Annotated in this window: 25 protein-coding genes; 10 read left to right on the forward strand and 15 right to left on the reverse strand. The window is 67.1% G+C overall.

Features of this window, described 5'->3' with window-relative positions; translation table 11 throughout:
- Positions 1-85: 85 nt before the first annotated feature.
- The 8 genes from AC06FE_RS00370 to AC06FE_RS00405 form a co-directional block, all read right to left on the reverse strand.
- Positions 86-784, reverse strand: coding sequence for a YiaD family glycine zipper/OmpA-like lipoprotein (locus AC06FE_RS00370; RefSeq protein WP_132864162.1), 699 nt, complete (start codon positions 782-784; stop codon positions 86-88).
- 139 nt (positions 785-923) lie between these two features.
- Positions 924-2,333 carry a cryptochrome/photolyase family protein gene (locus AC06FE_RS00375; RefSeq protein WP_478071940.1) on the reverse strand — a complete coding sequence of 470 codons (1,410 nt, stop codon included), beginning with the start codon at positions 2,331-2,333 and terminating at the stop codon, positions 924-926.
- Positions 2,334-2,344: 11 nt separating this feature from the next.
- Positions 2,345-3,760, reverse strand: a complete 1,416-nt coding sequence (locus AC06FE_RS00380) for a replicative DNA helicase (RefSeq protein ID WP_478071941.1) — start codon at positions 3,758-3,760, stop codon at positions 2,345-2,347.
- A 217-nt stretch (positions 3,761-3,977) separates the two neighbouring features.
- Entirely contained in the window at positions 3,978-4,535 is a 558-nt protein-coding gene (locus tag AC06FE_RS00385; RefSeq protein ID WP_478071942.1) for an NADPH-dependent FMN reductase, read from the reverse strand.
- Between the two features lie 152 nt (positions 4,536-4,687).
- Positions 4,688-6,958, reverse strand: coding sequence for a thiamine pyrophosphate-dependent enzyme (locus AC06FE_RS00390; protein ID WP_478071943.1), 2,271 nt, complete (start codon positions 6,956-6,958; stop codon positions 4,688-4,690).
- A gap of 48 nt (positions 6,959-7,006) precedes the next feature.
- Entirely contained in the window at positions 7,007-7,663 is a 657-nt protein-coding gene (locus AC06FE_RS00395) for a glutathione S-transferase family protein (protein ID WP_279432512.1), read from the reverse strand.
- Between the two features lie 97 nt (positions 7,664-7,760).
- Positions 7,761-8,297, reverse strand: coding sequence for a GNAT family N-acetyltransferase (locus AC06FE_RS00400; protein ID WP_313250875.1), 537 nt, complete (start codon positions 8,295-8,297; stop codon positions 7,761-7,763).
- 141 nt (positions 8,298-8,438) lie between these two features.
- The gene (locus AC06FE_RS00405) at positions 8,439-9,266 is read right to left on the reverse strand and encodes a glycine zipper 2TM domain-containing protein (protein ID WP_446540500.1); all 828 of its coding nucleotides are present in this window, start codon (positions 9,264-9,266) and stop codon (positions 8,439-8,441) included.
- 156 nt (positions 9,267-9,422) lie between these two features.
- On the opposite strand from AC06FE_RS00405, the gene AC06FE_RS00410 reads away from it, so the two are divergent.
- Together AC06FE_RS00410 and AC06FE_RS00415 are read left to right on the forward strand one after the other, a co-directional pair.
- Positions 9,423-9,647, forward strand: coding sequence for a DUF6116 family protein (locus AC06FE_RS00410; protein WP_132864170.1), 225 nt, complete (start codon positions 9,423-9,425; stop codon positions 9,645-9,647).
- Positions 9,648-9,650: 3 nt separating this feature from the next.
- Positions 9,651-10,415, forward strand: coding sequence for a TatD family hydrolase (locus AC06FE_RS00415; RefSeq protein ID WP_132864171.1), 765 nt, complete (start codon positions 9,651-9,653; stop codon positions 10,413-10,415).
- Positions 10,416-10,450: 35 nt separating this feature from the next.
- Here AC06FE_RS00415 and AC06FE_RS00420 read toward each other — a convergent pair whose 3' ends face one another.
- Positions 10,451-11,245, reverse strand: coding sequence for a tRNA threonylcarbamoyladenosine dehydratase (locus tag AC06FE_RS00420; protein ID WP_132864172.1), 795 nt, complete (start codon positions 11,243-11,245; stop codon positions 10,451-10,453).
- An 81-nt stretch (positions 11,246-11,326) separates the two neighbouring features.
- Here AC06FE_RS00420 and AC06FE_RS00425 point away from each other — a divergent pair, with 81 nt between their 5' ends.
- Together AC06FE_RS00425 and AC06FE_RS00430 are read left to right on the forward strand one after the other, a co-directional pair.
- Complete coding sequence (locus tag AC06FE_RS00425; protein ID WP_478071944.1) at positions 11,327-11,758, forward strand: hypothetical protein; 432 nt, start codon at positions 11,327-11,329, stop codon at positions 11,756-11,758.
- Between the two features lie 117 nt (positions 11,759-11,875).
- Positions 11,876-12,373 carry a glycine zipper 2TM domain-containing protein gene (locus tag AC06FE_RS00430; RefSeq protein WP_192288441.1) on the forward strand — a complete coding sequence of 166 codons (498 nt, stop codon included), beginning with the start codon at positions 11,876-11,878 and terminating at the stop codon, positions 12,371-12,373.
- 76 nt (positions 12,374-12,449) lie between these two features.
- On the opposite strand, the gene AC06FE_RS00435 is transcribed toward AC06FE_RS00430, so the two are convergent.
- Positions 12,450-12,659 carry a cold-shock protein gene (locus tag AC06FE_RS00435; RefSeq protein ID WP_055944114.1) on the reverse strand — a complete coding sequence of 70 codons (210 nt, stop codon included), beginning with the start codon at positions 12,657-12,659 and terminating at the stop codon, positions 12,450-12,452.
- Between the two features lie 233 nt (positions 12,660-12,892).
- Between AC06FE_RS00435 and AC06FE_RS00440 the strand changes: the two genes are divergently transcribed.
- The 3 genes from AC06FE_RS00440 (at position 12,893) to arsC (ending at position 14,989) form a co-directional block, all read left to right on the forward strand.
- A complete protein-coding gene (locus tag AC06FE_RS00440) occupies positions 12,893-13,381 on the forward strand; it encodes a DUF456 domain-containing protein (protein ID WP_192288440.1) in 489 nt (162 codons plus the stop codon).
- A 113-nt stretch (positions 13,382-13,494) separates the two neighbouring features.
- On the forward strand, positions 13,495-14,634 hold the full coding sequence (locus AC06FE_RS00445) for a phospholipase A (protein ID WP_192288439.1): 1,140 nt from the start codon (positions 13,495-13,497) through the stop codon (positions 14,632-14,634).
- A 4-nt stretch (positions 14,635-14,638) separates the two neighbouring features.
- Positions 14,639-14,989 carry an arsenate reductase (glutaredoxin) gene (arsC, locus tag AC06FE_RS00450; protein ID WP_313250886.1) on the forward strand — a complete coding sequence of 117 codons (351 nt, stop codon included), beginning with the start codon at positions 14,639-14,641 and terminating at the stop codon, positions 14,987-14,989.
- A 46-nt stretch (positions 14,990-15,035) separates the two neighbouring features.
- Here the strand turns inward: arsC and AC06FE_RS00455 are convergent, their stop codons facing one another.
- Positions 15,036-15,569, reverse strand: a complete 534-nt coding sequence (locus AC06FE_RS00455) for a DsbA family protein (protein WP_478071945.1) — start codon at positions 15,567-15,569, stop codon at positions 15,036-15,038.
- Positions 15,570-15,745: 176 nt separating this feature from the next.
- Between AC06FE_RS00455 and AC06FE_RS00460 the strand changes: the two genes are divergently transcribed.
- On the forward strand, positions 15,746-16,855 hold the full coding sequence (locus tag AC06FE_RS00460; RefSeq protein ID WP_192288436.1) for a sterol desaturase family protein: 1,110 nt from the start codon (positions 15,746-15,748) through the stop codon (positions 16,853-16,855).
- 54 nt (positions 16,856-16,909) lie between these two features.
- Here AC06FE_RS00460 and AC06FE_RS00465 read toward each other — a convergent pair whose 3' ends face one another.
- The 4 genes from AC06FE_RS00465 to AC06FE_RS00480 all read right to left on the reverse strand — a co-directional run bounded on the left by AC06FE_RS00465 (position 16,910) and on the right by AC06FE_RS00480 (position 20,020).
- A complete protein-coding gene (locus AC06FE_RS00465) occupies positions 16,910-17,545 on the reverse strand; it encodes a glutathione S-transferase family protein (RefSeq protein WP_478071946.1) in 636 nt (211 codons plus the stop codon).
- Positions 17,546-17,660: 115 nt separating this feature from the next.
- A complete protein-coding gene (locus tag AC06FE_RS00470; RefSeq protein WP_192288434.1) occupies positions 17,661-17,972 on the reverse strand; it encodes a hypothetical protein in 312 nt (103 codons plus the stop codon).
- Positions 17,973-18,004: 32 nt separating this feature from the next.
- A complete protein-coding gene (locus AC06FE_RS00475) occupies positions 18,005-18,397 on the reverse strand; it encodes a hypothetical protein (protein ID WP_478071947.1) in 393 nt (130 codons plus the stop codon).
- A gap of 105 nt (positions 18,398-18,502) precedes the next feature.
- Positions 18,503-20,020, reverse strand: a complete 1,518-nt coding sequence (locus tag AC06FE_RS00480) for a fumarate hydratase (RefSeq protein ID WP_192288433.1) — start codon at positions 20,018-20,020, stop codon at positions 18,503-18,505.
- 207 nt (positions 20,021-20,227) lie between these two features.
- Here AC06FE_RS00480 and AC06FE_RS00485 point away from each other — a divergent pair, with 207 nt between their 5' ends.
- The gene (locus tag AC06FE_RS00485) at positions 20,228-21,127 is read left to right on the forward strand and encodes an RNA polymerase sigma-70 factor (protein WP_478071948.1); all 900 of its coding nucleotides are present in this window, start codon (positions 20,228-20,230) and stop codon (positions 21,125-21,127) included.
- A gap of 33 nt (positions 21,128-21,160) precedes the next feature.
- Positions 21,161-21,610 (forward strand): carboxymuconolactone decarboxylase family protein, encoded by a 450-nt coding sequence (locus AC06FE_RS00490; RefSeq protein ID WP_132864184.1) that lies wholly within the window; start codon positions 21,161-21,163, stop codon positions 21,608-21,610.
- Positions 21,611-21,627 lie beyond the last annotated feature (17 nt).

A 21,627-nucleotide genomic window follows, 5' to 3' on the forward strand; every position in this document is an offset into this window, starting at 1 on the left:
GCCAAGGCGCATCGCCTCCCCGTGCCGACATGACAAGGGCCGCTTGCGCGGCCCTTGCTTCACACCATCAACGCTGCGGCTGCGATCACGACTTCAGCGGGATCAGGCGGATCTCCACGCGGCGGTTCTGTGCACGGCCGGCGTCGGTGCTGTTGTCGGCGATCGGGTAGGCCTTGCCGGCACCCAGCGTCTCGATGCGCGCGCCCTGCACGCCCTGCGCGGTCAGGTAGGCGGCCACGGCGTCGGCGCGTTCCTTCGAGATGCGGTTGTTCACCGCGTCGGTGCCGATGCTGTCGGTGTGGCCAACCACTTCGATCATGGTCTGGTTGTACTCGCGCAGGGTGCTGGCCACGCCATTGAGCGCACCGTAGAACTGCGGCTTGAGGGTGGTCTTGTTGAAGTCGAAGGTGATGCCGTCGGGCAGGTTCAGGGTGATGTTGTCACCTTCGCGCTGCACGTCGATGCCGGTGTTGGCGGTGCGCTCGCGCAGGGCCCGCTCCTGGCGGTCCTGGTAGTTGCCGATCGCCGCGCCGCTCAACGCACCGATACCGGCGCCGACCATCGCACGCTGGCGACGCTCGGTGGCATCGCCACCGCTGAGCAGGCCCGCGGCCACGCCGATGGCGGTGCCGATCAGCGCGCCCTTGCCGGTCTTGTTCTGCTGCTGGGTCTGGTTGCCGTACGGGTCCTGCTGCACGTAAGAGCCACCGGTGGCACAGGCCGAGAGGACGGCAGCTGCCACCAGACCAAGGGAAATATTGCGGACAGCGGTAACGGTGCTCATCAGAGTCTCCTTCATGGGCCGGCAGGAAGGCCGGCGTGGATTTGCCGGGCAAGGATAAACAGCAGGCTGCGACGTGGGGATGATGGAACCGCGCCGGAAGCGGGTTCCATTCATCTAACTGTCTGAAGCGTTCAAACTCTCAGCGGCACCGGTGGTAGGCGGCCAATGCGGCCTCCCTGCCCTGCGCCAGATCGACCAGCGGCTGTGCCGGATACGTGGGCGCCTGCTCGGCCAGCAGCGACGGTGACAACCACGGCGCGAACCGCGCCTTGACCGGCAGCCCCGCCAGTTCCGGCACCCAGCGGGTGATGTAGCGCGCATGCGGGTCGAACTTCTGCGCCTGCGTCACCGGGTTGAACACCCGGAAGTACGGCGCCGCGTCAGCGCCGGTGCCGGCGATCCACTGCCAGCCCATGCTGTTGTTGGCCAGGTCGGCATCCACCAGCGTGTCCCAGAACCAGCGCGCGCCTTCCTCCCAATGCATGCGCAGGTGCTTGCACAGGAAGCTGCCGACCAGCATGCGCACGCGGTTGTGCATGTAGCCGGTAACCCACAGTTCGCGCATGCCGGCATCGATGATGGGGATGCCGGTGCGGCCCTGCTGCCAGGCGCCCAGCAGCTCGGCGCGCGGCGGCGCCCAGGCGAACGTATCGAAGCGCGGATTGAGGTTGCTGTCGGAAGTCTGCGGAAAGTGATGCAGCAGGTGCCAGGAGAACTCGCGCCAGCCCAGTTGCCGCACGTAACCTTCGATGTCGGCGTCGCGACCGGCACTGCGCAGCCGCTCCAGCGCGTGCACGATGCGCCACGGCGCGATCTCGCCGAAATGCAGGTGCGGCGACATCAACGAGGTGCCGGTACGGTCCGGCAGGTCGCGCTGCTCGCGGTAGCCATTGAGCGCGCCATCGGTGAAGACGTCCAATGCCTCCTGCGCACCGGCCTCGCCCGGTTGCCAGTGCGCCCAGAACCCCGCATCCCAGTGCAACCGCGGTGCCAGCTGCAACGCCTGCAGCGGCAGGCCCTGCAGGCCATGGCCGGGCAGCCGCGACGGCGCCTCGGTCAAGGCCGCCAGCCGCCACCGGCCCAGCGCGTTGCGCCAGAACGGCGTGAACACCTTGTACGGGCCGCCCTGTTGGGTCGCCAGTTCCCACGGTTCAAACAGCAGATAGCCGTTGTGGCTCTCGGCGTGCACGCCCTGCTCGCGCAGGCCGCGCTTGATCGCCGCGTCGCGTGGCTGGGTGGCCGGCTCGTACTTGCGGTTCCAGTACACCGCCTGCGCGCCGCTCTCGGCGATCAGCGCCTGCAGTTCGGCATGGCTGTCGCCACGCCGCAGCACCAGCGCACTGCCACGTGCACGCAGGTCGGCGTCAAGCTGCTGCAGCGACTGGTGCAGCCATGCATCGGAGGCCGCGCCCGGTGCCCATGCGCCCTCTTCGTGCGGCGCATGGATGTAGACCGGCAGCGGCGTATGCCCTGCCTCGATCGCGGCCTGCAGGGCCGGGTTGTCACGCAGGCGCAGGTCGCGCCGGAACCAGACGAGGGCGATGGACATGGCGGAGGGGCTTACTCGAACGCGCCGACCGAGTCGTGGCTGAGGTTGTCGAAACGGGTGTACTCGCCGAAGAACTTCAGCTTGCACGAGCCGGTCGGGCCACCACGGTGCTTGCCGATGATGATCTCGGCCAGGCCCTTGTCCGGCGAACTTTCCTTGTTGTAGTAATCGTCGCGGTAGATGAACACGATCATGTCCGCGTCCTGCTCGATAGCGCCGGATTCGCGAAGGTCGGCCATCACCGGGCGCTTGTCGGTACGCGTTTCCAGCGAGCGGTTGAGCTGGGACAGCGCGATCACCGGCACGTTCAGCTCCTTGGCCAAACCCTTGAGCGAACGCGAGATCTCGGAGATTTCGGTGGCGCGGTTCTCGCTGTTGCCCGGCACACTCATCAGCTGCAGGTAGTCGATCACCACCAGGCCCAGGTCGTGCTCGCGCTTGAGGCGGCGGCACTTGGAGCGCAGCACTTCCGGCGACACGCCCGGCGTGTCGTCGATGAAGATCTTGGTTTCCTTCAGCATGCGGATGGCACCGGTGACGCGGCTCCAGTCCTCGTCCTCGAGCTGGCCGGTACGCAGGCGCTGCGCGTTGATGCGGCCATTGGAGGAGATCAGGCGCATCGCCAGCTGCGAGGCCGACATTTCCATCGAGAACACCGCCACACCCTTCTTCGACTTGATCGCGGCGTACTCGGCGATGTTCAGCGCGAAGGTGGTCTTGCCCATCGCCGGACGCGCGGCAAGGATGATCAGGTCGGTCGGCTGCAGGCCGGCGGTCATCGCGTCGAAGTCGTTGTAGCCGGTCGGCAGGCCGGTGATGTTGCCGCCGTTCTCGAAGCGGTTGCGCAGCTCCTCGAAGGCGTCCTTCAGCGCGCCGGGCATGGCCACGAAGTCGGTCCGCCCGCGCGCGCCCTGCTCGGCGATGGCGAACACCGACTTCTCGGCGGTGGCCAGCAGTTCGGTGCTGTCGCGCCCTTCGGGCTGGAAGCCGTCATTGACGATGTCGGTGCCCACCTGGATCAGCTGCCGCAGCACCGCCTTGTCACGCACGATCTCGGCGTAGGCGCTGATGTTGGCCGCCGACGGCGTGGTGCTGGCCAGCTCGATCAGGTACGCACCATCGCCCACCTGTTCCAGCTTGCCCTGCGACTCGAACCATTCCCCCAGGGTCACCGCGTCGAACGGGCGGTCACGCTCGGACAGCTCGCGGATGGCGCGGTAGATCAGCTGGTGGTCGCGGCGGTAGAAGTCCTTCTCGGTCAGCGCCTCGTTGACCCGGTCGAATGCCTCCGGCGCCAGCATCAGGCCACCGAGCACCGCCTGCTCGGCTTCCACCGAATGCGGGGGTACGCGCAGGGCATCAATGCGCTGTTCGCCGCGCTCAGCGCGGTCGTTGCGGTCGGAACGGAAACCAGTACGAGCGGACATAAGAAAAACGTGATTCCTGCGCTAAGGCACTACGGCCATGGTAGGTGGGCATCTGCCACCGGGGTACGGACAACTCTGTGGATAACCTGTCCACAATTCCAGCCCCCGCGGCCTGGCGGGGCGTTCCGGAGTGGGCGGCCATACAGAAAGAAGCACCCGGCGCCGTTGCGGCGCCGGGTGCCGATTATCGCAAAGCCGCCGCGCCCGTGCCGACCGCTCAGCCGGCGTGGTGGGTCCCGATCCAGGCCAGGAAGCGGTCCACGAAGCCCTGCAGGAACGTCCGCGTGGCCTCGTTGGTGATCGTGCCGTCGGCCTCGATCAGACCCTCCTTGAAGTGCAGGAAGGCCTCCGGCTGCGCCAGCACCGCCAGATTCACGAAGACCAGCACGTTGCGCAGGTGCTGCTGGGCCAATGCACTGCCGATGGCCCCGATGGAGGCACCGGTCACCGCCGCCGGCTTGCCGTCGAAGGCATTGTCACCGTACGGCCGCGACGCGGTGTCGATGGCGTTCTTCAGCACGCCGGGGATGGAGCGGTTGTACTCGGGGGTGACGAACAGGACCGCGTCGGCGGCACGCACCTGGTTCTTCATCCGCGTGCCCTGTGCCGGAAACTGGCCGTCGTGGTCCTGGTTGTACAGCGGGATATCACCGATCTGGATGTACTCGAAGCGGGCCCGGTCCCCGGCCAGCTTCTCCAGCGCATGCGCCAAGCGGCGGTTGATCGAATCCTTGCGCAGGCTACCGACGAAAACGGCAATCTTGTACGGGCTCATGGCGGGCTCCAACCGGAAGATGGAGGCAGGCTAGCCGCCCGCCGCGTTGGACCGGGTGAAGGCCGCGCGCCACGCCCCGTTCCCGTGGACGCGGGAGGGGCGAGCTTGCCGCAATGCGCGGGCGTGTCAGCCGGACCGCGATGGCAGGTGCCTCACGCCAGTTGCGCGGCCGCGGCGACGATATCGCCCTCGCCCGGCAGCACCAGCAGGGCGGCACCGGCCAACGGCGTGTAGGTATCGGCACCGGTCACCCGCCGCAGCGGCACCTGGCCGTGGCCGGCCTCGACCAACGCGGTGATCACGCCCTCGCCCACCCCGGCGCTGTGCCGGCCCTCGTCGACCACCAGGATCCGCTTGGCGCCCTTGGCCTGTTCGGCGATCCAGCCTTCGTTCAACGGCACCAGCCAGCGCAGGTCGAGCACCCGCACCTTCCAGCCCTGCGCCTGTTCGATGGCCCTGGCCGCGCGCAGGCTCATCGGCACGCCGTTGCCATAGGTGAAGATCACCAGGTCGTCATTGCCTTCGCCATACGCGCGCCCCTCGCCCAGCGCGATGGCCTGCTCCGGCGCCGGATACGGGAACAGCCATTGCCCATCGCCGGTCTCGTACAGGTCCTTGGTCATGTACAGCGCGATTGGCTCCAGGAAGATGCAGACCCGCCCGTCCACCTTGGCCAGCGCCGCCAGCGTGCGCAGCATCGCCGCCGCATCATCGCCGCGCGACGGGCAGCCCACCACCAACCCGGGGATATCGCGGATGGCGGTGATCGAGTTGTCGTTGTGGAAGTGGCCGCCGAAGCCCTTCTGGTAGCCCAGCCCGGCGATGCGGATCAGCATCGGGTTGCGGTACTGGTCGTTGGAGAAGAACTGCAGCGAGCAGGCTTCGCCACGCACCTGGTCGATGGCGTTGTGCAGGTAGGCCAGGTACTGGATCTCCGGCAGTGGCAGCATGCCCACGTTGGCGAAGCCCTGCGCCATGCCCAGGATCATCGTCTCGTCCAGCAGCGTGTTGAACACCCGGCGCGGGCCGAATGCCTTCTGCAGGCCCTTGGTCACCGTGTAGACGCCCCCCTTCTGCGCCACGTCCTCGCCGAACAGCAGCGTTTCCGGGTACTTGCAGAACAGGTCGTGCAGGGCCTGGTTGATCTGGATGGCCAGGTGCTTGGGCGGCTGGTTCTCCGGCAGCGCGGCCTCGCTCCCGAACACCTGCAACCGGCGCTCGGCGTAGTCGGCGCGGGTGGCTTCCTTGACCACCCGCGCCGGCGAGTACGGCGCCAGCGGTGCAACCACCTCAGCCAGTGCCTTCAGCCGCGGCCGCTGGTCGGCGGCTTCGGCCGCTTCGAAGCAGCGGCGCCGGGTGTGCTCGTACAGCGCCAGCACTTCGTCCTTGTCCATCAACCCGGATTCCACCGCGATCTGCGCCGAACGCAGCAGCGGGTCACCGGCCTCCACCGCGCACAGCTCCTCCAGGGCCCGCCATTCGATCTCGAAATCGGTGCCGGCATGGCCCATCAGGCGGTTGGTGCGCAGGTGCAGGAAGGTCGGCCGGCGGGTGCGGCGGCAATGCTCCACCGCACGCTGCACCTCGGCGTAGCCGCCGGCCAGGTCCAGGCCGTCGGCCTGGAAGTAATCCAGCCCTGGCCGGTGGCGGAAGCTCTCGCCGATCCAGCCTTCGGGCGTCTTCACCGAGATGCCGATGCCGTTGTCCTCGCAGACGAACAACACCGGGGCCGGCAGCTTCTGGAAGCTGCTCCACGCCGCGGCGTTGAAGGCGGTCTGCGCGGTGGCATGGTTGGCCGAGGCATCGCCGAACGAGCACACGGTGATGCTGTCATCGGGGATCGGCAGCGCATGGCCCAGCCGCTTGCCGGCCTCGATCGCCATTGCCGTGCCCAACGCCTTGGGCAGGTGCGAGGCGATGGTCGAGGTCTGCGGCAACACCCACAGCGGCTTGCTGCCCCATACCTTGTGGCGGCCGCCGCTGGCCGGGTCGTCCTTGCTGGCGGCGAACGACAACGCCGAATCCATCACCGGGTCCATGCCCGGCAGCTTGCGGAAGCGCTCGGCCATGAAGCCACCGGAGCGGTAATGCAGGAAGGCCGGATCGGTATGCCGCGTCGCCCGCGCCACCATCGCGTTGCCCTCGTGGCCGGATGAACCAATCGTGTAGAAGACCTTGTTCTGCACGCGCAGCACGCGCGCCATCAGGTCCAAGTGGCGGCTGATCAGTTGTGACTCGAACAGCTCACGGAAGCCGGCCGCATCCAGCGCGCTGCCCGGCAGCACCGGCGCGGCGTCCTGCGGGCCGGCGTCCGGCCCACGGCCGAGGCCGTTCACGAATTCGATGAAGTTGGTATCGCAGATCTCGGCGCGGTTCAGGCCCTTCATCCGGGCCGGGATGGGATTCGGTACACGAGCGAACATGCAGACAGGCTCCACGAAACAAGGCGGTGTTGCGGGGGAAATGGGGGATCAGCGCGACGCGGCGAAGCGCGCCTGGACCTCGGCGTCCGGCACCGGCATGGCGACGAAGCCGGGCTGGCGGCGGACGTCCTCCAGCCAGCGTTCGACCGCCGGGTACGAAGACAGCGAAATGCCGCCGTCCTCGGCCACGGCGGTGTAGGCGAACAGGGCAATGTCGGCGATGCCGTAATCGCCGCCGGTGAACCAACGGTGGTCGGCCAGGTGGTGGGCCATCACCGCCAACGCCTCGTGGCCGCGCGCACGCAGCCGTGGCAGGTCGGCACGGCGCGGCGAGTCATCCGGCGTCCAGCCACTGATGAAGCGCGCCACGGCGATATAGGGCTCGTGGCTGTACTGCTCGAAGAACATCCAGGACAGCGCCTGGGCACGTTGCCAGCCATCGGTCGGCAGGAACGGCGTGCCTTCGGCCAACCAGAACAGGATGGCATTGGATTCGGCAAGCACGCGGCCATCGTTGCGCTGCACCACCGGCACCTTGCCGTTCGGGTTCAGCGCCAGGAACTCGGCCGTGCGGGTATCGCCGCCGGCGCTGTCGACCTCTTTCCACTGGTAGCGGGAGCCCAGTTGTTCCAGCAGCAAACGAACCTTGTGGCAGTTGCCCGAACTGGACATGCCGTAAACCGTCAGTGCAGCGGCAGTACTCACAGCGTCGATTCTCCCCGCACCGCGATGGCGTGCGGCAATTGAATATGACCGGAATCGACGCCGGTTGGTAGCTGCAACCGCAGCAATCGGCAGGCGGTCAGCGTGCCGCCAACCAAGCCTGCCGCGACTGCCCCCAAACCTCCACGTCCACCTCATGCGGCGGCGGCAGTCGGGCATTGCGCAGCACCCGCGCACCCAGCTTGCGCGCCACGTGCTGGGAGTTGCTGTTGTCCGGCGCGATGGTATGGATCACTTCCTCCCAGCCCAGCGCATCAAAGGCCCAATCGATGGCCGCGCGTGCGGCTTCCGGGGCGTAGCCGCGTCCCCAGTGCGACGACACGATGCTCCAGCCCACCTCGGTACCGGGCCAGCCGTACGGCTGCCAGGGCCCGACCCGGCCGATCCAGGTCCCGCTGTCCTTCTCGATGACGGAGAACATCGAGTAGCCCAGCAACTGCCAGCTGCCGACCAGCCCGGCCAGGCTGCGCCACGCCACCGGCTTGGGCTGCACGCCCCCCAGGTGCTGCATGGCCACCGGGTCGGCGCAGAACGCGGCAAAGGCCTCGAAGTCCTGCCGGCCCGGTGGGCGCAGGATCAGGCGTTCGGTTTCCAGACGCAGATCGAAGATGCTCATGGATCAAGGCTCCTGCCGGGATTGGTCCGAACCCTAACACCTGCCCGGGACATCGGTCGCCTGCGCGATGCGGGCCGGCTCCAAACAAGGAAGGCCGGCAAGATGCCGGCCTTCCAGATGCTCTCGGTGCAGCACGCCTGCTTACTGGCGGCTGCTGCCCCCATCCACCGCGGCGGTCTGCGTCACCACCTGGCCGTCCAGCACCGGCAGGCGGTCGCTGCTCGGGCGGTTGTCCATCCGCACGGTCTTTTCCTGGCCCTCGTAGCGGTAGGTCACGTCATAGCCGACCGTGCGGTCGCTGTTGCCCAGCGACACGCGCTCACCCGGACGGCTGTCCATGCGCATCGTGCCGGTGCTGCCATCGGGCTTGCGGTAGGTCACGTTGTAGCCGGTCACGCGGCTGCTTTCGGCGGTGCGCTGCTCGGTGTGGCACTGGCGCTCGGTGCGCTGGACCACACGGCCGCCCACGTGGCGCTTGTCGACCTGGTTGCCGATCACACCGCCGGCCACCGCGCCTGCAGCGGTCGCGGCCTTCTTGCCGTTGCCGCCGCCGATCTGGTTGCCCAGCAGGCCACCGATCACCGCGCCCGCCACGGTGCCGCCGACGTTGCCGTCGCGCTCGGGCAGCCGCTCCTGCACCACCACGTCGTTGCAGACCTCATGCGGGGTGCTGGTGGTCGAGGTCTCGTTGATCGGCTCGGTGCGGGTCACCGTGCCGTACACGCGCTCCTTCTCGGTGACCGGGGCCACCTTCAACACGTCGGCGTATTCCAGCTTGCCGCCTGCCTCGACCTGCGAACTGGCAGCGGCGTCATCGGCCAGCGGCTGGTTGTCCAGCACCGGGTTCGGCGTCTGCGCGGCCGGCAGCGTGGTGGCCTTGTCGCGCCCCTGCATGAAAGCGGCAGTGGCGATGCCACCCACCAGCAGGGCGCCGGCGGCAACCAGAACAGTAGTGGTCGTGCTTTTCATGGTTCAGCTCCCTGCGGATGGCCCGCGTCTTGATATGGGGTGGATTCCAGCACGCCAAAGCTGAACAGAGGCCCGCATGAATGGCATCGGCCTATCGAAAAAGCACGGCACGCCGCAATATCGCGGTTGTTGTACTCCCCAACCACAGGATTTGCCATGTCCCTGATGCTGACGCCGTTTATGGAGTGGGCGCGCAAGCTGCGCTACCCGACCCTGTTCAAGATCACGGCAGGCCTGTTCCTCGTCACGTTGCTGCTGCCGGACCCGATCCCGTTCCTGGACGAGATCCTGTTCGGGCTGGGTACGCTGCTGCTGGCCAACTGGAAGCGACGCAAGGACCCCTCCGACGCGCCGCAGGTGTTGCCGCCACGCAAGTCCTGACCCGTGCAACTGGTCGACAGCCACTGTCACCTCGATGCCGATGCGTTTGACGCCGACCGCGCGGCGGTGATCGCGCGCGCGCAGGCGGCCGGGGTGATCGCGCAGGTGGTGCCGGCGGTGACCGCGGCCAGCTGGCCCAAGCTGCGCCAGAGCTGCACGCTCGCCCCCGGCCTGTTCCCGGCCTACGGGCTGCACCCGATGTTCCTGGCCGAACACCGGCCGCAACACCTGCAGCAGCTGGACGAATGGATCACCCGCGAATCCCCGCGCGCCATCGGCGAATGCGGCCTGGACTTCTTCGTTGAAGACCTGGACCCCGAAGCACAGCGGTTCTATTTCCAGGGCCAGCTCGACCTGGCCCACCGCCACCGGCTGCCGCTGGTGGTGCATGCCCGCCGCGCGGTGGACGAGGTCATCCTGCGCATCCGCCGCACCGGCGGGCTGCAGGGGGTGGTCCACAGCTTTTCCGGCAGCCCGGAACAGGCCCGCCAGTTGTGGCAACTGGGGTTCCTGATCGGCCTTGGTGGCCCCCTCACCTATCCCCGCGCCAACCGCCTGCGCACGCTGGTGGCGCAGATGCCGCTGGAGTTCCTGCTGCTGGAGACCGATGCGCCGGACCAGCCGGACGCCGGCATCCGTGGCCAGCGCAACGAACCTGCCCGGCTGGCCAGCATCCTGGAAACCGTCGCCGAGCTGCGCGGACAGGCGCCGGAAGAAATCGCCGCGCAGACCACCGCCAACGCGCAACGCCTGTTCGGACTGCCGTAGGGGCGGCCCGGGCCGCGAAGTTCGCGAAGCGACTCCTACGTGGCTTTCTTCTTCAGCAGGACTTCCAGCGCCTTGCCGACCGCGGCGAAGGCGAATGCCCCGGTGATGTGGGTGGCCGCGCCCAGTCCGGCGCCACAGTCCAGCTTCATCGCCTCGTCCGGGCCCAGGTTCGGGCGCAGGCCGCACACGCTGCCGTCGGCCTGCGGGTATTTCACGTTCTCCAGCGAGTACACCGCCGACACGCCGAAGTAGCGCTGCGGGTTCTTCGGGAAATTGAACTCGGCGCGCAGCTTCTTGCGGATCAGCGCCATCATCGCGTCGTGCTCGGTACGCGACACGTCGCGCACCCGCACCAGGGTCGGGTCGGTGCGTCCGCCGGCCGCGCCAACGGTGATCATCGGCAGCTTGCGGCGGCGGCACCAGGCAATGGCCTCCACCTTGACCCGGAAGCTGTCGCAGGCATCGATCACCAGGTCGAAGTTGCGGTCCAGCAGTTCGGCCATGTTCGAACCGGTCAGGAACGACTCCACCGCCTCGACCTCGATGTCGGGATTGATCGCCTTGCAGCGCTCGGCCATGGCCAGCGCCTTGTTGCGACCGTACTGGCCCGCCAGCGCGGGCAGCTGCCGGTTGGTGTTGGACACGCAGATGTCGTCGGCGTCGATCAGGCTCAGGTGCCCGACCGCCGAGCGCGCCAGCGCCTCGACCACCCAGGACCCCACCCCGCCCATGCCGACCACGGCCACCCGGCAGCCAGCCAGGTGCTCGATGGTCCCGGCACCGTACAGCCGGTCGATGCCGGCGAATCGCTCACGCAGTTGTTCTTTCATCCGCCCATTTTAGCCGGGACGGCATAATGGCCGGGCAGTACCCCTACAACGACCATGCCACGTAGCCCGGAGCCAACGCATATGTCCGAACCCGTCCGCCAGCCGTCCAAGGCTACCCGTTATCTCTATGTCCTCATCGCCGGCCTGCTGATCGGCGTGGTGGCGACGGTGATGGGCATGCGTGCCATCCAGGCCCGCCAGGACCATTTCCCCGACAGCCTGATGACAGTGATGTCCAAGCAGGTGCAACTGCTGGGCGAAAGCCAGAAGCAGAACCGCTGCACCATCAACGACACCGCCCCGCGCGTGCAGACCCTGCGCGCCCTGGCCAACGACCTGGAAGTCGCCTTCCCCGGCCTGCGTGACGACGAGCGGTTCCAGCAGCATGCCAACCGCTTCCGGGCCACCCTCAACGACGCCCTGGCCAAGCCGGCGGCAGACTGTGCCAGCCTGGCGGCGCTGTCCCAGAAGATCGGCAGCGACTGCAAGAGCTGCCACCAGGACTTCAAGTAATCCATCGGTGAATATCGTGTTCACATGTGGTTGGCCCTCCATTCACATGTGAAACGACAGGATCTACGCCGTCGGGTAAGCACTTACCTTTTTGTTCACTGGCGAAGGAGAAGCACCATGAAGATTCAGTTGATCGCCGCAGGCGCCATTGCCAGTCTGGCTCTGGCCGGTTGCGCCACGTCGCCCGGTTACGGCGGCGGCTACAACGGTGGTGGCAACAACTATGGTGGCGGCTACGGGAGTGGCAACAACTACAACCAGAACCGCTGCGCCGATTGCGGCATCGTCACCCGCATCAACGCCGTGTCCTCCGGCCGCACCGCACCGACGGCGACCGGCGCGATCCTGGGCGGCATCGTCGGCGCCGTGGCCGGCCATGAGATCTCCGACCACACCGGCGGCAGCAAGGGCAACCAGAACATCGCCGCCGTGGCCGGCGCCGCCGCCGGCGCGCTGGCAGGCAACAAGATCCAGCAGAACGTCACCGGCGAGTCCTATGACATCCAGGTGCGCATGGACGACGGCCGCGTGATCATGGTCAACCAGAAGAACCTCAACGGCGTGGCAGAGAATGCCTACGTCCGCGTGGTCAATGGCCGCGTGGTACTGCGCTGATCCAGGCAACCGCCACGCCGGAAAAGGAAAGGCCCGCTTGCGCGGGCCTTTCTTTTGTCATGCCAGCCTGTCTGTATCAGACCGGCTGCACGGCGTCGGCCTGCAGGCCCTTCTGGCCCTGGACGACGGTGAAGGAGACCTTCTGGCCTTCCTTCAGGCTCTTGAAGCCCTGGGTCTGGATGGCGCGGAAGTGCACGAACACATCCTCACCATTCTCACGGCTGATGAAGCCAAAGCCCTTGGCATCGTTGAACCACTTGACGGTACCGGTTTCGCGATCGGACATCTCGACTAACTCCCTGTTGCTCTCTCTCGTTTGATGGAACGCCCCGGAAGGCGGCTGATTGCAAGGAGGAAGCGAGGTGCAACGATGCAGCAAATCGTGCGATCTACCCATCAGGCCACGATTCACGGTGACCTTGCCAAGCTCAGCGGCTGCAACTTAACCCGGGAAAAATCAAATTGCAATCCCGGTGAAGCCGTTAAAGTCAACCCCCAATGGACCCTTTCAGAACCAATATGGACTATTCATTCATCTTCTATACGGTTGCGGCCCTCCTCGTATTGACCGGCATCGCCGGCATCATCCTGCCCGCGCTGCCCGGGGTCCCGCTGGTGTTCGTGGGCCTGCTGGTGGCCGCCTGGACGGAAGGGTTCGAACGGGTCGGTTGGATCACGTTGGTCGTGCTTGGCGTTTTGACCGTCATTTCCATCATCATCGACGTCATATCGACGGTGATCGGCGCAAAGAAGGTGGGCGCCAGCCGCCTGGCGCTGGTCGGCTCGGCGGTCGGCACGGTGGCCGGCCTGTTCTTCATGCCGATCGGCCTGTTCGTCGGCCCCTTCCTGGGCGCGCTGGGCGGCGAGTACCTGCACGGGCGCAAGCTGGGCCAGGCCACCAAGGTCGGCCTCGGCACCTGGCTGGGCATCGTACTGGGCGTGGCCTTCAAGCTGGGCCTGGCCATGACCATGGTCGCGGTGTTCGCGGTGGCGTGGTTCGTCAACTGAGCGCGCGGCCAAGACTCCCCCTACACAGGGCAATCGCCGACAATGTCAGCCGGAGCACGGATGCCGCTTTGCTGCGGAAGTCCCCGGCCCTTTGCCATGACCGGAACCCCACCATGCCGAACACGCCCCTTCGCTATGCCCTGCTGACCGCCCTGGCCAGCGCCAGCGCCCCCGCCCTGGCCCAGGAATCCCTCACCGCCCCCGCATCGCCACAGGCCTGCTTCGCGCTGGACTCCGACGCCGCGCGCCTGGCCTGCTACGACAGCGCGCTGGGGCGCACTCCGGCCGACACCCGTGCCGCCGATGCCGCGGCCAACGCCGCGCAGGCCGCTCGCAAGGAAGCCAAGGTCAGTGCCAAGGCCCTGGATGAGGAGGACCCGCGCCGCAACGAGCTGTTCGCCCACGACGAGCTGGCGGCAATGGCCGCCAACGCCGGCCGCGGCTCGCTGCTGGACAGCCGCTGGGAGCTGGCCAAGGACTCCAAGCTCGGCCTGTTCCAGCTGCGCGCCTACAAGCCGGTGTACCTGCTGCCCGCGTTCTGGAGCAGCAAGCCCAACGAAATGCCGCACTCGCCCAACCCCAACAACACGGTCACCGAGCCGGAAGCACTGAACAGCACCGAGCTGAAGTTCCAGCTCAGCTTCAAGACCAAGGTGGCCGAGAACCTGTTCGGCGACAACGGCGACATCTGGGTCGGTTACACCCAGAGCTCGCGCTGGCAGGCCTACAACAGCGAACTGTCGCGCCCGTTCCGCGAGACCAACTACGAACCGGAAGTGATGCTGGCCTTCCGCAACGGCTATTCGCTGCTGGGCTGGAACGGCCGCATGACCGGCATCAGCCTCAACCACCAGTCCAACGGCCGCAGCGACCCGCTGTCGCGCAGCTGGAACCGGGTGATCTTCAACTTCGGCCTGGACCGCGAGAACTGGGCCCTGATGCTGCGCCCGTGGTACCGCATCCCCGAAGGCGACCGCGACGACAACAACCCGGACATCGAGGACTACATCGGCCGTGGCGATGCCACCCTGGTGTACAACCGCAATGGCCACGAACTGGCCATCACCGGCCGCCACTCGCTGCGCAGCGGCGACCGCTCGCATGGCTCGCTGCAGGTGGACTACGGCTTCCCGATCAACAACCTGCTGCGCGGCCACGTGCAGGTGTTCGATGGTTATGGCGAGAGCATGATCGACTACAACCACCGGGCCACCTACATCGGCGTTGGCGTCTCCCTGCTGGAGTGGTACTGAGGCAATGAAGGCAACCCTCTGGCACAACAACCGCTGCTCCAATTCACGTGGCGCGCTGGCCCTGCTGCAGGAAGCCGGCGTGGACGTGGAGGTGATCAACTACCTGGAGACACCGCCTTCGATCGCCGAGCTGCGCACGCTGCTTGCCGAAATGGGCATGCCTGCCCGCGACCTGCTGCGCAGCAAGGAAACGGCGTATGCCGAGCTGGGCCTTGCCGACAAGCTGGACGACGAGCCGGCGCTGGTCCAGGCCATGCATGCCCACCCCGTCCTGATCAACCGGCCGATCGTGCGCACCGCCAAGGGCACCGCCCTGTGCCGCCCGCCGGAGACGGTGCTGCAACTGATCGACTGAGCCGCCTGGCGTGGCCGTCCACTGGCGGCCACGGTCTCCGCGCCGCTCAGTGATCGGCAGCCTTCGCCGCGACGATCGCGTCGTACAGCTCCTCGAAGCTCTTGCTGGGCTGGAACAGCCGGCCATTGATGAAGAACGTCGGCGTGCCGCCGACGCCACTGTGCAGGGCGCCATCGATGTCATCCTGGATGCGCCGCATGTAGCGGGCATCCTCCATCGCGGCAACCAGCCCGTCCTCCGGCAGGCCCAGTTCGCGCATCAGCTCCCGGTAGATCACCTCACCCAGTTGCTGCTGGCTGCGGAACAGGGCGTCGTGGGCCGGCCAGAACTGCCCCTGCGCGGCGGCATACTCGGCCGTGATCGCCGCCGGCAGCGCCTGCGGGTGCGACTGGACCAGCGGGAAGTTGCGGAACACCACGCAAAGCTCGTCGCCGAACCGCTGCTGCAGCCGCTTCACCAGCGAGAACGCCTCGCCGCAGTAGGGGCACTGGTAATCGGCATACTCGACCAGCACCACGGGCGCATCCAGCCGCCCCTGGTAATGGTCCTGCGCACTTACCGGAACACTCAGCACACTCATCGGCTCACTCCGGACAGGAATCAACGGCGTCGCACCATCGCCCGGCACCCCGGGCGCGTGCTCTGCCGGCCACGCTACGCCTGGACCCGCGCAGCCCGCGTGAAACCGCCCCCCCCCTCTTTCCCATGCCGGGAACGGCGGGCAGAATCCCTGCGAGCCCGACAGGAAGTCCGTGTATGACCCGACCGCATCGTTCGTTCTTCGCCTATGGTTCTGCCCTGCTGGGGGTGCTGAGCCTGATGGCGGTCGCCTGCTTCCACTTCCCCGAACTGCTGACCAGCCGCGAGTTCCGCGCCGTCTACAACGAGCAGTTCGCCCGCCACCTGCTGCTGGTCGGGCTGGCGGCGGCCTTCATCATGGGCACCTTCGCCATCCTGCGTGACCGCAACAAGCGCATCGCCACCCTGGGCGTGGGCACGGCCACCCTCGCGGTGCTGCTGGGCGGCACCAACGTGCAGTTCGACCCGGTCGGGCAGACGCCGTATTCGCTCGGCCTGGATTGGTTCGTGCTGTCCCTGTTCTTCTCGGCGCTGGTGTTCGTGCCGCTGGAGCGCTACCTGGGCAAGCGCGTGCTGTCGCCGCTGCGGCCCGGTTGGCGCACCGACGTGGGCTACTTCTTCATGAGCCACGTGCTGGTGCAGTTCATCCTGATCCTGGTGACCGCCTCCACCTCGACCATCGCCGGGCTTGCAGCGTTTCCCTCATTGAAAGCGTTGATCCAGGCGCTGCCGGTCTGGGCGCAGTTCCTGATCGCCGTGTTCGTGGCCGACATGGCCCAGGCCCTGTTGCATCGCGCGTACCACAATATTCCCTGGCTCTGGCGTTTCCACGCGGTGCACCACTCCAGCCGCCACATGGACTGGCTGGCCGGCTCGCGCATCCACATCGTCGAGATCGTGATGACGCGCAGCGCGGTGCTGCTGCCGCTGCTGGTCCTGGGCTTTTCCACGCCGGCGGTGAACGCCTACGTGATCCTGGTCGGCCTGCAGGCCGTGCTGGCGCACGCCAACCTGGGCATCCGCTTCGGCTGGCTGGAGTACCTGCTGGTGCTGCCGCGTTACCACCACTGGCACCACGCGCGGCAGAAGGAATACGTGGACGTGAACTACGCCATCCACCTGCCGTTGGTGGACATGCTGATGGGCACCTTCAAGCTGCCGCGCGACCAGGCACAGTGGCCGGAAGAGTACGGCGTGATGAAGCTGGAGACGGTGCCGAAGGGGATCATCCAGCAGCACCTCATGCCGTTCCAGGGCGGGCGCAAGTACGAGGACTTCGTGGATTGAAGCCGGGCTTGGCGCCTTGCCGTCGCGCGAAGGCGGCGTTGGGGCGCCGCCAACTCACCTCCAGTCGGTGATGCCCTCGCGGCGGTAGACCTCGGCGAATGCCGGGCGCGCCTTCATGCGTGCGGCATGCGCGGCCAGCACCGGCCACTGGTCGGTCGGGCGCGGCATGTTGCGGCTCCAGCGCATCAGCATGGTCAGCAGGAAATCGACCACGCTGGCCCGCTCACCCAGCACGTAGGGACCATGCGCCTGCAGGTGGTCGGCCATCTGCTGCCAGGCCGCTTCCAACTGCAGGCGCGCGCGTTGCTTCACCTCGGCGACGTTGGCCTCACCGGCCGGCTCATCCGGGTAGAACCAGGCGCGATAGGCCGGCATCAGCGTGTACACGCAGAAGCAGATCCAGCGGTAGTAGTCGCCCCGCGCCGGACTGCCCGGCAGCGGCGCCAGTCCGGCCTGCGGGTGCAGATCGGCCAGGTGCATGGCGATGGCCGCCGATTCGGTCAGCACCTGCCCGTCCAGAACCAGCGTGGGCACGCGGCCGGCCGGATTCAGTGCCAGGTAGTCGGCCGACTTCTGCTCGCGGCGGTCGAAGTCCAGCTGGTGCAGTTCGTGCTCGATGCCCAGTTCGAGCAACAGCCAGTGCACGACCAGCGAGGCGGTGCTTTGCGAGCCATACAACACGACGGACATGGGCAGCTTCCAAAGGGGTGATGCGGCATTCTAGCCTCGGCAGGAGCGGCCTCGGCCGCGAAGCCAGCACACATTCAAACCTTCCCAGCCTCGCACCCGAAGGCGCTCCTGCGGTCTATTGGCAGCCGGCCATGCAGCTGTTGAGGCGCTCGCCGCACACTGCCGCGGCCGAACGGTTCTGGCAGAACGCCTGCGAGGTCTGGCAGGCACCACGCAGCTCCGGGTTGGTGATCTTGTCGCACTGGTTGTTCCGGCCCGCCTCGCCGCAATCCCCGTAACTGCGCGGGTTGGCATTGCAGGCCTGGTAACGGCTCTGGCAATAGGTCACGCAGGCCGCCGGATCTCCCTTCGGTGCCACCTCCCGGTAGCTACCACACCCCAGCAGCAAAGCGGCCAGAACCCCTGACAGCACGATGGAAGCTCGCATGAATTTTCCCTTCCTGACAATGGTGACCGCAGTCAGCGCTCGATCACCCGACCGCCGCACTCAACCACACAACTACGCCAAGACGCCTCGCATGGCCCGGTGCTGGCCACCACGCCTGGACAGAATGAGCCCGCGCCATTGACGACCTCGCAACGCTCGACATCCTTGTCCTGCACATAGATCCGCTCACACTTGTGTTCGACCCTCTCAGCCCTGCTCTCACACAAGGATGCCTCGTTTTGGGCGAGCATTTCGGCATCGCTGATGCACAGCGTCTTGCGGCTCGAACATTGATCTACACAGATCCGCCCTGCGGCTGTCTCCGGCATGACCACCTCATAGGATCGGCAGCCGGTGACCACCACGGCAGACGCCACTACCACAAACCACATCCAACGATGGCGCCAACCATGATCTCGCGACATGCATCCTCCCTGACCAAGTCATACCGGCAGTCAACGTGCCCGAAAACGACGATGGCCCGAGCATAGCCCGGGCCATCGCGATATCTCCAGTGACAATGGCGAGACTTACTCCACGATCACCGGAATCTTGCCGATGCGGGCCTGCCATTCGCGCGGGCCAGTCTTGTGCACCGATTCGCCGGTGGAATCCACTGCCACGGTCACCGGCATGTCCTGCACGGTGAACTCGTAGATCGCTTCCATGCCCAGGTCGGCGAAGCCAACCACCCTGGAGGCCTTGATCGCCTTGGACACCAGGTAGGCCGAACCGCCGACCGCCATCAGGTAGGCCGACTTGTTGTCACGAATGGCCTCGATCGCGGCCGGGCCACGCTCGGCCTTGCCGACCATGCCCAGCAGGCCGGTCTGTTCCAGGATCTGGCGGGTGAACTTGTCCATGCGGGTGGCGGTGGTCGGGCCGGCCGGGCCCACCACTTCGTCGCGCACCGGATCGACCGGGCCCACGTAGTAGATGAAACGGCCCTTCAAGTCGACCGGCAGTTCTTCACCCTTGTTGAGCATGTCGACCATGCGCTTGTGCGCGGCGTCGCGGCCGGTCAGCAGCTTGCCGTTGAGCAGCAGGGTCTGGCCCGGCTTCCAGCTGGCCACTTCTTCCGGGGTGACGGTGTCCAGGTCGACGCGGGTGCCCTTGGAGGCGTCGTAGGTGATCTGCGGCCAGTCTTCCAGCGACGGCGGGTCCAGCATCACCGGGCCGCTGCCGTCCAGGGTGAAGTGCGCATGGCGGGTGGCGGCGCAATTCGGGATCATCGCCACCGGCAGGTTGGCGGCGTGGGTCGGGAAGTCCTTGACCTTGATGTCGAGCACCGTGGTCAGGCCGCCCAGGCCCTGTGCGCCAATGCCCAGCGCGTTGACCTTCTCGTACAGCTCCAGGCGCAGCTCTTCGGCGCGGTTGGACGCGCCACGGGCCTGCAGGTCGGTGATGTCGATCGGCTCCATCAGCGATTCCTTGGCCAGCAGCATCGCCTTCTCGGCGGTGCCGCCGATGCCGATGCCGAGCATGCCCGGCGGACACCAGCCGGCGCCCATGGTCGGCACGGTCTTGAGCACCCAGTCAACGATGGAGTCGGACGGGTTGAGCATGGCGAACTTGCTCTTGGCCTCCGAGCCACCGCCCTTGGCGGCGACGATCACGTCGACCGTGTCACCTGGCACCACCTTGATGTTGACCACGCCCGGGGTGTTGTCCTTGGTGTTGGTACGCTTGCCGGCCGGGTCGGCCAGCACCGAGGCGCGCAGCTTGTTGTCCGGGTAGGCGTAGGCGCGGCGAATGCCCTCGTTGGCCATGTCCTCGACGCCCATGGTGGCGTCGTCCCAGCGCACGTTCATGCCGATTTCCAGGAACACGGTGACGATGCCGGTGTCCTGGCAGATCGGGCGGTGGCCCTCGGCGCACATGCGCGAGTTGATCAGGATCTGCGCGATCGCCTCCTTGGCGGCCGGCGATTCCTCGCGCTCGTAGGCGGCGGCGAGGTTCTTGATGTAGTCGACCGGGTGGTAGTACGAGATGTACTGCAGCGCGTCGGCGACGGACTGGATGAGGTCTTCCTGCTTGATCGATGTCACGGCTTGCTCGCTTGCTGAAGGCTGGCGGGGGTTCAGCCGGGCATTTTACGCCCTGCCGCCAACCCGTGCGCCCCGGCTGGAACGGCCCCGGCGGCGAAGCCGGGGTTCCAACCGACACGGACATCCCTCCAACCCGTGCTCCCGTGCATCGCGCCCGGCGGCGCTCCTACACTGTCACGCCGGTCCGCGCTGCCGCGTCCTTGTCGCATGAACGCCGAAACCCCCTTCCAGACCCACCGCCCGCGCCTGATGGCGCTCGCTTACCGCCTGCTCGGCAGCCGTGCCGATGCCGAGGACGTCGTCCAGGACGCCTGGCTGCGCTGGGCCGAGGCGGCCCCGGGCAGCATCGCCGACCCGGAAGCCTGGCTGGTCACCGTCACCACCCGGCTGGGGCTGGACCGCCTGCGCGCCGCCTCCCGGCAGCGCGTGGACTACATCGGCCCCTGGCTGCCGGAGCCGCTGCAGGTCTCGCTGGACCTGCCCGCCCCACCCGCCCCGGACCAGGTCCACGCCCTGGCCCAGGACCTGTCGCTGGCCTTTCTGACCCTGCTCGAACAGCTCAGCCCCGACGAACGTGCCGCCTTCCTGCTCAAGGAGGTGTTCGACCACGACTATCCGCAGATCGCCCGCCTGCTCGGCCACGGCGAAGCCAACTGCCGCCAGTTGGTCCACCGCGCCCGCCAGCGCCTGCGGGCCGGCCGGCCGCGCTTCGAAGCCGATGGCACCCAGCATCGCCAGCTGTTGGCGCGCTTCATGGACGCCTGCCAGGACGGCGACAGCGATGCCATCCAGGCCTTGCTGCACACCAATGCGCGCCTGCTTTCCGACGGCGGCGGCGTGGTGACGGCGGCGATCCGTCCGTTGCTCGGTGCCGAGCGCATCGGCCGCCTGTTCTGGGCCATCGCGCGGCGTGGTGGCGCCCAACCGGCCCGGCTGGGCAGCGTCAACGGGCAGCCGGCCATCCTGCGTTTCCACGCCGGCCAGCTGCACTCGGTCACCACCATCGAGGTGGTCGATGGCCGCATCGCCACCATCTACAGCGTGCTCAATCCGAACAAGCTGCCCAACCTTGTCACAGCCGGCGACGCTGGCGCGTCCTTGCAGTGAAAGACGGCCACCGTGGCCGTCATGGAGCCCATGATGTCTTCGTCCAATTCCCCCCGCGTCCCCTATACCCGCCTGGCTGCCGAGGCGTTCAAGGGCCTGCTCGCCACCAGCAAGGCCGTGCACGACAGCTCCATCGACTCGGACCTGCTTGAACTGGTGTTCCTGCGGGTGTCGCAGATCAATGGCTGCGGCTACTGCATGGACATGCATGCGACCACGCTGCGCAAGGCCGGCATCGCGCCGCGCAAGCTCGACACCCTGCCGGCCTGGCATGAAAGCCGCTTCTTCGATGCCCGCGAGCGCGCCGCACTGGGCTGGGCCGAAGCCCTGACCCGCCTGCCCGACGGCGCCCCGTCGCAGGCTGCCTTCGACGCCCTGGCACCACACTTCGATGACAAGGGCATCAGCGACCTGAGCATGGGCGTGGCGGTGATCAACGCCTGGAACCGGCTGGGCGCGGGCCTGCTGCCACCGCTGCCCTGAGAAAGCGCCAGGCAAGC

The organism is Stenotrophomonas sp. Steno-C18 (genome assembly GCF_056393195.1).

What these genes read in the sequence shown, in the direction of transcription:
- AC06FE_RS00490 (WP_132864184.1), top strand. Translation starts at nt 21,161, where the DNA reads ATGTCTTCGTCCAATTCCCCCCGCGTCCCCTATACCCGCCTGGCTGCC.
- AC06FE_RS00470 (WP_192288434.1), bottom strand. Translation starts at nt 17,972, where the DNA reads ATGCGAGCTTCCATCGTGCTGTCAGGGGTTCTGGCCGCTTTGCTGCTG.
- AC06FE_RS00385 (WP_478071942.1), bottom strand. Translation starts at nt 4,535, where the DNA reads ATGAGCCCGTACAAGATTGCCGTTTTCGTCGGTAGCCTGCGCAAGGAT.
- AC06FE_RS00425 (WP_478071944.1), top strand. Translation starts at nt 11,327, where the DNA reads ATGTCCGAACCCGTCCGCCAGCCGTCCAAGGCTACCCGTTATCTCTAT.
- AC06FE_RS00465 (WP_478071946.1), bottom strand. Translation starts at nt 17,545, where the DNA reads ATGTCCGTCGTGTTGTATGGCTCGCAAAGCACCGCCTCGCTGGTCGTG.
- AC06FE_RS00460 (WP_192288436.1), top strand. Translation starts at nt 15,746, where the DNA reads ATGACCCGACCGCATCGTTCGTTCTTCGCCTATGGTTCTGCCCTGCTG.
- AC06FE_RS00455 (WP_478071945.1), bottom strand. Translation starts at nt 15,569, where the DNA reads ATGAGTGTGCTGAGTGTTCCGGTAAGTGCGCAGGACCATTACCAGGGG.
- AC06FE_RS00420 (WP_132864172.1), bottom strand. Translation starts at nt 11,245, where the DNA reads ATGAAAGAACAACTGCGTGAGCGATTCGCCGGCATCGACCGGCTGTAC.
- AC06FE_RS00400 (WP_313250875.1), bottom strand. Translation starts at nt 8,297, where the DNA reads ATGAGCATCTTCGATCTGCGTCTGGAAACCGAACGCCTGATCCTGCGC.
- AC06FE_RS00410 (WP_132864170.1), top strand. Translation starts at nt 9,423, where the DNA reads ATGTCCCTGATGCTGACGCCGTTTATGGAGTGGGCGCGCAAGCTGCGC.
- AC06FE_RS00485 (WP_478071948.1), top strand. Translation starts at nt 20,228, where the DNA reads ATGAACGCCGAAACCCCCTTCCAGACCCACCGCCCGCGCCTGATGGCG.
- AC06FE_RS00405 (WP_446540500.1), bottom strand. Translation starts at nt 9,266, where the DNA reads ATGAAAAGCACGACCACTACTGTTCTGGTTGCCGCCGGCGCCCTGCTG.
- AC06FE_RS00390 (WP_478071943.1), bottom strand. Translation starts at nt 6,958, where the DNA reads ATGTTCGCTCGTGTACCGAATCCCATCCCGGCCCGGATGAAGGGCCTG.
- AC06FE_RS00375 (WP_478071940.1), bottom strand. Translation starts at nt 2,333, where the DNA reads ATGTCCATCGCCCTCGTCTGGTTCCGGCGCGACCTGCGCCTGCGTGAC.
- AC06FE_RS00440 (WP_192288440.1), top strand. Translation starts at nt 12,893, where the DNA reads ATGGACTATTCATTCATCTTCTATACGGTTGCGGCCCTCCTCGTATTG.
- AC06FE_RS00445 (WP_192288439.1), top strand. Translation starts at nt 13,495, where the DNA reads ATGCCGAACACGCCCCTTCGCTATGCCCTGCTGACCGCCCTGGCCAGC.
- AC06FE_RS00380 (WP_478071941.1), bottom strand. Translation starts at nt 3,760, where the DNA reads ATGTCCGCTCGTACTGGTTTCCGTTCCGACCGCAACGACCGCGCTGAG.
- AC06FE_RS00435 (WP_055944114.1), bottom strand. Translation starts at nt 12,659, where the DNA reads ATGTCCGATCGCGAAACCGGTACCGTCAAGTGGTTCAACGATGCCAAG.
- AC06FE_RS00475 (WP_478071947.1), bottom strand. Translation starts at nt 18,397, where the DNA reads ATGTCGCGAGATCATGGTTGGCGCCATCGTTGGATGTGGTTTGTGGTA.
- AC06FE_RS00370 (WP_132864162.1), bottom strand. Translation starts at nt 784, where the DNA reads ATGAGCACCGTTACCGCTGTCCGCAATATTTCCCTTGGTCTGGTGGCA.
- AC06FE_RS00430 (WP_192288441.1), top strand. Translation starts at nt 11,876, where the DNA reads ATGAAGATTCAGTTGATCGCCGCAGGCGCCATTGCCAGTCTGGCTCTG.
- arsC (WP_313250886.1), top strand. Translation starts at nt 14,639, where the DNA reads ATGAAGGCAACCCTCTGGCACAACAACCGCTGCTCCAATTCACGTGGC.